A 7,610-nucleotide genomic window follows, 5' to 3' on the forward strand; every position below is an offset into this window, starting at 1 on the left:
CGGGCGGTTCCAGCCCCCTCACCCCCAGCCCCTCTCCCCCAAAAGGGGGCGAGGGGAGCCTCCGAGCCACGTCACTCGGCCTCGGCTCGCGCTTCGGGCTGCCGGCGGGTCCGCACTCGCCGCAGGCGGCGGATCAGGAGCCAGAACAGCAGGACGATCGGCAGCCCGATCACCACGGCGAACGGGGCGACGGCCACCAGGAACAACACCAGACCGCGGCCGAAGGAGGCGAGCGCCTCCAGCGAGGCGTCCCACGTCGAGGCGATCCGCTCGCCGAAGCCGGGGCGCCGCGGGGGGACGTAGTCGCGTTCCTCCCGCACCTGCAGCGTGATCGTGCTGTAGGCGGTTTGATTCGAGAGGTAACGCAGGCGGCCCTCGGCGGTTTCGATCTCCTCCCGCACGCGGGCCAGTTCGCGTTCCAGCTCCAACACGTCCTTTAATTCGCCGGGGCGTTCGGCGAGCAGTTCCAGCAATCGCGTTTCCAACGCCCGGCGGCCGGCGAGGCGGGCCTCGGTATCGACGAACTCCGCGGTCACGTCGCGGGCGGTTTCGCCCTTCTCCTCGACGACGCCCAGTCCGCCGGCGCCGGCCAGAAAGGCGTCGTAGCTCGCCACGGGAATCCGCACCGTCCACGTCCCCCGCAAGCGATCGCCCATCGAGCGATCCACGTCCGACGCCGCGACATACCCGCCGAACTTGTCCACCAACGCCGGGATCGCCTGCTCGACGCCCTCGAAGTTCTCCACCACGACGGTCAGGTCCGCGGTGTAAATAATTTTCGGTTTCGCGGCCGCCGGGCGGGCGCTGTCAGCGGTGGGCGCAGGGTCCGTGGGGCGGCCTTCCTGCCCGGCCACCATTTCGTCGATAGGCATTTGGATCGTGAGAGCGTTACTCAACCCCGCGGCATCCATCTCGTAGCTCTCCTCGGTCCCCCCCTTCATGGCGGGGGCTGATACGTTCGCCCGATCGAACGTCGCCTCCGCCCCGCACCCGGCGAGCAGGAGGAGAGCCAACGCGGCGAGCGGAAAGCGAATCGAACGGGACATGAGCGCCAAGACGGACGGGGGGCATTGAACGGGCGACGCCCCGGGACGCCGCGGCCCCGCTGGGAGTTCCCCGGTGTTCGCCATGGACCGAGTTCGCCACGAACCGGGGCGGGTTTGAGGCGTCGGGGGCGAGGGGTACCATGATGCGGGCCGTTCCGGTCGAACGCTCGCGTTCCGAAGAATTGCCGCCGCCGAGGTTCGCTGCCGCCGAGGTTCGCCGTGTCGCACTCTCTTCCCCGCCGCACGACGCTCGCCGTGACGGCGATCGCGGGGGCGTTATGGGCGGCGTGCGGCCTGGCGACGCTTCCCACGGCGACGGGTCAGGAGCCGCCTCCCGCGGCGCAGTTTGAGGAACCGCCGCCCGCGGAGGCGATCGACGCGGAGATGGCGACGTTCGACGGGCCGGCCGCGGCGGGGCCGACGACCGGGCCGGCGTCGGCCCGCGATCGAAAGAAGGCCGTGACGGAGACGGCGTACTATCTGTTCTTCGTCACCGCCGGCGTGCTGTTGGCGCTGGTCGGGGCGGTGTGGGGGGTCGGCTGGTACAAACGGAGCTTCCTCGAAGAGAGTCCGTTGCAGTCGGAGCTGTTCGACGCCGCCACCCGGGCGGAGATCGAACGGCACCGCAAGGAGCTGCAGGCCGAGAAGGAAGCCGCAAAACGGGCCGCGGAGGGGGACACCGTCCACGCCGACCAGAAGACCGTGCCGAGTTCCGGGATGGATGAGTCGCCCCGCGAGACGCTGTCGGAACAAACCGCCGCCCCGCCCGACCCGGCCGTGCAGCGTGACGCCGATGGGGGCTGAAGACCTCCACGGTTCGCCGTCGCCGGTAGGCGGCGCGCGTCGTTCCGGGGGCGCGCCGCCTACCGGCGACGGCGAACCGGGGGCGGGCGACCAGCGGTTTCCCAAGCATCTGCGGTTGCGCACGACGCCTCAATACGCCCGGGTCTACGAGGCGAAGTGCCGGGCCGCGGACGGCGTGCTGCTCATCTTCGGGGCGCCGCGGCCGGAGGACGATCCGGACCGGCTTTATCAGGGCCGGGCGATCAGCCGGGTCGGGCTGAGCGTCTCCAAGAAGAACGGCAACGCGGTGGTCCGGCACCGCATCAAACGATTGCTGCGGGAGGCGTTTCGCACCTCGAAAGCCGAGCTGCCCGCCGGATGGGATTTCGTGCTCATCCCGCGGCCGAAGACGGGCGCGGACTTGAAGCGGTTTCGCGACAGCCTTGTGAAACTCAGCCGCCGACTGCCGGGCCAGTGGGCCAAGAAACGGGGGGCGAAGAAACAACGCCCGCGGCAGGGTGCGGAGCGATGAAGGCGCTGCTCAGATGAAAGCGCTGCTCAAACGGCTGCCGGAGCTGCTGCTGGTGGGCGCCGTGCGCTGCTATCAGGCGTGGATCTCCCCGCTGTTGGGGCCGACCTGCCGCTTCACGCCGACGTGCAGTCAGTACGCGATCGAGGCGGTGCGGAAGTACGGCGTGCTGCGCGGCGGCTGGAAGGCGACCTGGCGCATCGTGCGGTGCAATCCGTTCGTCCGCGGCGGCTACGACCCGCCGTAGCGGCGGCGGGAAGCGAGCGTCGAGCAGCCGGCGTCAGGCCGAGACGAGGTTCGGATCGAGCGGGGCGAAGCTCGGGCCGGCGGCGGCATGGGCTTCCAGCAGGGCGTCCATCTCCGCCCGGTCCGCGTGGCCGCGGGCGATCAGGGCGTCGGCCAACGCCCGGGGGTCTTCCTGCTGGCGGGCCAGCAAATCGGCGAGTTGTTCCGAGTTCAGCAGGCCGAGTCGCACCGCGCTCTCGCCGAATCGTTCGCCCGGCTGTTGGACGTCGGCGATCATGTCGGTCTGGATTTCGTCCAGCACGCCGACTGCACGCGCCAGAGCGCCGAGCGGGCTGTCCGGAGGCGTCAGGTCGGTCAAGGCGGCGCCGACGTCCCGCACCGGGATCGCTCCGCTGGCGCTGAGCCAGCGAGAAAACCGTCGGCCGGCCACCGCGGCGTGCAGCCGTTGCTCCTCGGGACTCAACAGACACCGCAGGACCACGCGGTCGCGACCGGTTTTCTTAGCCTCGTACATCGCCGCATCCGCCTCCGCGAGCAATTTGTCCGCGGCGTCCTGGGTGTCGAGGGGCACGGCGATCGCCACGCCGAAGCTGGCGGTGGTCTTCACTTCGATGCCGCCCACGCTGCGGCAGGTGAAGGCGACGGCCTCTCGCAAGCGCTCCGCCACGGCCCGGGCGCCGGCCTCCGTCGGCCGGGAGATCATCACGACGAACTCTTCTCCGCCGAACCGGGCGGGCACGTCCGTCCGCCGCAGCACCTGAGCGAACGCCCCGGCGACGGCCCGCAGCACGCGATCGCCGACGGCGTGACCGTAGGTGTCGTTGACGGCCTTGAACCGATCCACGTCCGCGAAGATCACCCCGAGGGTGCTCCCCGTGCGGGCGCACACGGAGACTTCCCGCCGCAGCGCCTCGACCAGATACGGGCGATTGTAGAGCCCGGTCAGCGAGTCGCGGAGGCTCTGCTGCTGGAGATCGCGGTGTTCCGCCTCCAGTTTGCGATGGCGGTCGGCGAGAGCGTCCGCCTCGGCGGCGCGGCGGGTGGCCAGTTCGGCGAGGTGCTCGTTGGCGGCGGCCAGCAGATCGCCCGGGCTGCCGATCTGCCCCAAATCGACCTCCAGCAAGCCGGCGGCGGCGTCCGCTCGTTCGAGCACCTTCTCCAGGTAAGCGGTGAGCGCCTCGCCCTTCAGATCGAACAGCGTGCCTGCGACGTGGTGCAGGCGACCGAGCGCGGGGCCGGCGTCCGCCCCGCAGACATGGTCGCCGACGGCGCTGGCCAACACCGCCGCCCGCGCCAACGGAACCGCCGACGCCGGCAGGGAGCCGCCGGCAATGGCCGATTCCAACCGTTCGGGCGTATCGCAGTGCCGGGCGACGGTCGCGGCCAGATGCTCGGGCAGTCCCCATCGCGCCGCCAACGCGCCGCCGACCGCCGCATGGTCGAAGCCCCACTCCGCACGTTCCCGTGCCGACAGTTCCAAGCGATTCTCTTCGGCGTCGGACCAGAGCGCCGCCGCTTCCGCCGGACACGTTTTGAGCAACGCCAGCGTTCCCAAATCGCACAGCAATCCGGCGAGGAACCGGTCTCCCTTCGCCGGCGTCGCGCCCCGCCCGCCGGTCCCGCCCTCGCCGGGCAGATCGGTGGACAGTTCGGCGGCGGCGGCCTGCACCACGCATCGACGCCAATACGCCCGATACGCCTCCGCCGTCCGCCCCATCTTCAGGGCGTCGTCCGACAGGCTGAAGGACAGGGCCAACGACACCACCCCGCCGGCCCCCAACAGCGCCGTCGCCCGGTTGACCGTCGAGACCTCTCCGCGGAACCCGAAGAAGCTGCTGTTCGCCGCCTTCAGCAATCGCACCGACATCGCCGGATCCGAGGCGATCAATTCCGCAATCCGATTGACGTCGACGTCTTGCTGACGCGATTCCTCCAGCAACCGAATGGCCACCGCCGGCAGGCTCGGCAGCCCCGGAGCGGCCAGCACCCGTTCCAACGTCACCGGTCGGCCGACCGCTTGCGGCGCTGCGCCGGCAGACTTTGTCTCGCGAGACGATGGCGCCGGCGCGGGGGGGATGGTGGGCGTTGCGGTAGTCACGCCTGAAACGTCGGTCCGGCGTCCCGACCGGGCATGGACGAAAGATCGATTAAGCGTCGGATTTCCGACAGGGGAACCGACGAACCGGGTCGTATCGACCGTGCGTCGATCTGTCCCAAGAGGCGCCGAAATAACAAGAGACTGTTCAATCCGCGAACGTCGGGGCCAGCTTCTTCGGACCCGATCGTTCGCCGCCGCAGAACGGGGCGACGGCGTTCAGTTCGGTTCGGCGGCGTCTTTTAACGACTGCGCCAGCGCCATCTCCAACCGAATCAGTCTCTGCCACACCTCCCACGGGACGATGCGGGGCGGTTCGCCGCTCGCAGCGGTCCCCGCTTCCCGGCCCGGCATCCCGCTCGCCCCGGCGCTGGAACCGCCTCCGTCGCTGGGCGTCTCCTCGGGGGAAAGCGGTTTCTCTCGCTCCCGGCGGGGCCGGGGCGCTGGGGGATTCAGGAAGACCTCGCCCCCGATTTTCGGCAAGCGATCCGGCAGCGACGCCAGCCGCGGATCGGCCTCGAAGCCTTCCGTCAGCACGCCACGGATCTCTTCGTGGGCGAAGCCCAGCAGGTCGCAGAACTGGGCCCGCTGCACGAGGTCCAGGTCTTCCGGCACCGGCGGCCGCTCCCCCGGCGGCAGGAACGGCGGAGCGCCGCCGTCGTACCCCAAGAGGTCGTTCTCCGAGACGTTCTCCCCGGACTGCCCGGCGCCGATCCGGCCGCGGGTCTGTCGGGAATCATCCCCCTCCGCGATGCTTGGGGCGGCGGCGGCGCGCCGGGCGGCGGCGGTCAATCGATCCAACTCTTCGGGAACGCCGTACGCCAGCAAACAGCGTCCCACGGCGATCTGATCCCCCGGTCGCAACACGCGCGCGCTGACCGGACGGCCGTTGACGCGCGTGCCGTTCGTGCTGTCGAGGTCCGTCAGAATCACCCGCCCGCCGTCCTCCTGGACCTTCGCGTGGAACCGGCTGACGCGTTCGTCGTTCAAGCGGACCGCGTTCTCGTCCTCACGCCCGATCGACACCGGCGTCGCCAGTTCGCGGAACGTCGTGCCCCGTTCCAGTCCCTCCAACACCTGTAGGGTGATCTGGGCCATGGAAAATCGGCCGTGGGGCGGGAGAGAGGGAAAACGAGACTTGTGTACGTCGCCAATGCTTCGCAAAGCGAGATTGGAAACGAAAGGGGGACAATCTATCGCACAGCGTCCGTTTTCCGATAGGGCGCCTTGGCTGTATGAGCCGTCGCCCCGCGGCAAACGCCGGTGAAAAGAATCATAGCTCCGTCGTCCCCGAGGGGCACCGTTCAAATACGATGTAACCGGGTTCAACGAATCCGCACCGCCTATACGCCCGGTGCGCAGCGTGATTTTCACGCTCTGCGTACAGCCGCAGGCCCACGGCCCCGGCCTGCTCCGAGGCGGTCGTCGCGTGGTTCAACAGCGTGCGGAACACTCCCCGCCCGCGGTGGTCCGGGTGGACGTACACGCTCTGAATCCACCAGAACGCCCCGTTTCGCCAATCGCTCCACTCCCACGTCACCATCAGGCAACCGATCGGCGGCCCCGCGGGATCGGCGACGGGCCGGGCGACGAAGTACAGCGCCTTGTTCGGGTCCGCGAGCGCTGCGGAGACCCCCGCGAACACCACGTCCGGGTCCAACGTTTTTGATTCGGTCTCCGCGGCGAGGCGCACGTTGAAGTCGACCAGCGCCGCCGCGTCGTCGGGCGTCGCGGGGGCGGCGGCGTAGTCAGGCGTGTCCGTCATTCGCTCGGCTCTCCGGCCGGTTCGCGGCGGTTCGCGGCGGTCTCGTTCGTGACCTCGTCGGCGGTCGCCTGCAACTCGGCCAACAACCGGGCGAGGGCGGCATGTCCGCCGGGGCTTTGACGAATCACCAACCGCCCGCCCAGGCCGGCGATTGCCGCGGGACCGCCGTCCGTGTCCCACTTGGCCACGCCGGGCGCCGGGCCGACGCCGACCTTGAGGGCGTGAATCAACGGCGGATCGAACTGCTTCGGTTCTCCCCCGGCACCCCGTCCCGCGACCCGCTCGACGACCGTTCCCACGCGGTCCTCCTCCGTCAGTCCCAATGCGACTTCCAGCCCCCGCACGTCGTAGACGCGGGGTCGCAGGTTCGCCGCGGCGACCTCCGCGGTGGTCACCCGCAACAAGCCGGCCCGGTTCACCAAGGCCATCGGCGGGCCGCCCTGCGCATGCAGCACGGCGTCGAACGCCGCCCGCAACGTGGGAGCCTGTTGAAGAACCGCGGCGGGCGGACGGGTAAACGCCACCTTGAGCGGGTCGGTCCCGTAGAATGCGGAGCGATCGAACGTCAGCGGGGCTTCGGCGGCTTCGGCCAAAGCCGTCACCGTTTGCATGAAGTCGCCGTCTTCGAGGTTCAGGTCGGCCGGCGGGGGCGCGTCGAGTTTGGTTTCCAACGCCTCCTCCGCCGCCCGCTCCGCGGCGACGCCGGTCAACGGGGCGTCCTGCGAAAACGCCGGCGGGGCGAAGGCGACGACCGTGGCGGCGAGCAGCGACGCGCGGAGGAATGGGGCGGCGGTCATTCGGTCGGCCTCTCGGTCTGGGCTTCGTCCGACGGGGAGGTCGGCGGAGGGGACACGAACTCGGCTCGCAGGACGATCAGCAGGTCTGCGATCTGCCGATGGACGGCCTCCGTCTGGCGGACGACAAGGACGCCTCCAAACGCTCCGAGCCGGGCGTACCCGGCGCCGCCGAATCCGCCGCCGGTTCGTTCCCAGCCGCCGCCGTTCTGGGGGCCGCCGGTCGTGGTTCGGATCAGTTCGACCAAGCTCCGCTCGCCGGCCCAGATCAGCGTGCGGGGGGGGATGGACGGTTCGTCCGGCATGGGCGCCGGTTCGGGCGGCGCCGGCAGGGAGAACGCCCCCGCCCCGC

At 70.2% G+C, this 7,610-nt stretch carries 9 protein-coding genes; 3 read left to right on the forward strand and 6 right to left on the reverse strand.

The genetic code is table 11. The annotated features are described in order from the left end of the window. Nucleotides 1-71 precede the first annotated feature (71 nt). Nucleotides 72-1,046, reverse strand: coding sequence for a DUF4349 domain-containing protein (locus tag LzC2_RS19020; protein WP_171189613.1), 975 nt, complete (start codon nucleotides 1,044-1,046; stop codon nucleotides 72-74). A 219-nt stretch (nucleotides 1,047-1,265) separates the two neighbouring features. On the opposite strand from LzC2_RS19020, the gene LzC2_RS19025 reads away from it, so the two are divergent. From LzC2_RS19025 to yidD, 3 genes are all read left to right on the forward strand, one after another. Further along, nucleotides 1,266-1,850, forward strand: coding sequence for a hypothetical protein (locus LzC2_RS19025; RefSeq protein WP_171189614.1), 585 nt, complete (start codon nucleotides 1,266-1,268; stop codon nucleotides 1,848-1,850). Between the two features lie 109 nt (nucleotides 1,851-1,959). Beyond that, nucleotides 1,960-2,361: a ribonuclease P protein component gene (gene rnpA / locus LzC2_RS19030; RefSeq protein ID WP_414636425.1), complete on the forward strand. Its 402-nt coding sequence runs from the start codon at nucleotides 1,960-1,962 to the stop codon at nucleotides 2,359-2,361. 13 nt (nucleotides 2,362-2,374) lie between these two features. After that, nucleotides 2,375-2,605 carry a membrane protein insertion efficiency factor YidD gene (gene yidD, locus LzC2_RS19035; protein ID WP_171189616.1) on the forward strand — a complete coding sequence of 77 codons (231 nt, stop codon included), beginning with the start codon at nucleotides 2,375-2,377 and terminating at the stop codon, nucleotides 2,603-2,605. A gap of 33 nt (nucleotides 2,606-2,638) precedes the next feature. On the opposite strand, the gene LzC2_RS19040 is transcribed toward yidD, so the two are convergent. The 5 genes from LzC2_RS19040 to LzC2_RS19060 all read right to left on the reverse strand — a co-directional run. Beyond that, complete coding sequence (locus LzC2_RS19040; RefSeq protein ID WP_171189617.1) at nucleotides 2,639-4,591, reverse strand: GGDEF domain-containing protein; 1,953 nt, start codon at nucleotides 4,589-4,591, stop codon at nucleotides 2,639-2,641. A 327-nt stretch (nucleotides 4,592-4,918) separates the two neighbouring features. Then, complete coding sequence (locus LzC2_RS19045; RefSeq protein ID WP_171189618.1) at nucleotides 4,919-5,797, reverse strand: FHA domain-containing protein; 879 nt, start codon at nucleotides 5,795-5,797, stop codon at nucleotides 4,919-4,921. A gap of 175 nt (nucleotides 5,798-5,972) precedes the next feature. Continuing rightward, on the reverse strand, nucleotides 5,973-6,464 hold the full coding sequence (locus LzC2_RS19050; RefSeq protein WP_171189619.1) for a GNAT family N-acetyltransferase: 492 nt from the start codon (nucleotides 6,462-6,464) through the stop codon (nucleotides 5,973-5,975). After that, nucleotides 6,461-7,261, reverse strand: coding sequence for a hypothetical protein (locus LzC2_RS19055; RefSeq protein ID WP_171189620.1), 801 nt, complete (start codon nucleotides 7,259-7,261; stop codon nucleotides 6,461-6,463). Before LzC2_RS19055 ends, LzC2_RS19050 begins: the two co-directional genes overlap by 4 nt. Then, a partial coding sequence (locus LzC2_RS19060) for a hypothetical protein (protein ID WP_206678802.1) occupies nucleotides 7,258-7,610 on the reverse strand: 353 nt, incomplete at its 5' end. The genes LzC2_RS19060 and LzC2_RS19055, both read right to left, overlap by 4 nt.

Source organism: Alienimonas chondri (assembly GCF_013036045.1).
Lineage (GTDB): Bacteria > Planctomycetota > Planctomycetia > Planctomycetales > Planctomycetaceae > Alienimonas > Alienimonas chondri.

What these genes read in the sequence shown, in the direction of transcription:
- LzC2_RS19020 (WP_171189613.1), bottom strand. Translation starts at nt 1,046, where the DNA reads ATGTCCCGTTCGATTCGCTTTCCGCTCGCCGCGTTGGCTCTCCTCCTG.
- yidD (WP_171189616.1), top strand. Translation starts at nt 2,375, where the DNA reads ATGAAAGCGCTGCTCAAACGGCTGCCGGAGCTGCTGCTGGTGGGCGCC.
- LzC2_RS19045 (WP_171189618.1), bottom strand. Translation starts at nt 5,797, where the DNA reads ATGGCCCAGATCACCCTACAGGTGTTGGAGGGACTGGAACGGGGCACG.
- LzC2_RS19050 (WP_171189619.1), bottom strand. Translation starts at nt 6,464, where the DNA reads ATGACGGACACGCCTGACTACGCCGCCGCCCCCGCGACGCCCGACGAC.
- LzC2_RS19055 (WP_171189620.1), bottom strand. Translation starts at nt 7,261, where the DNA reads ATGACCGCCGCCCCATTCCTCCGCGCGTCGCTGCTCGCCGCCACGGTC.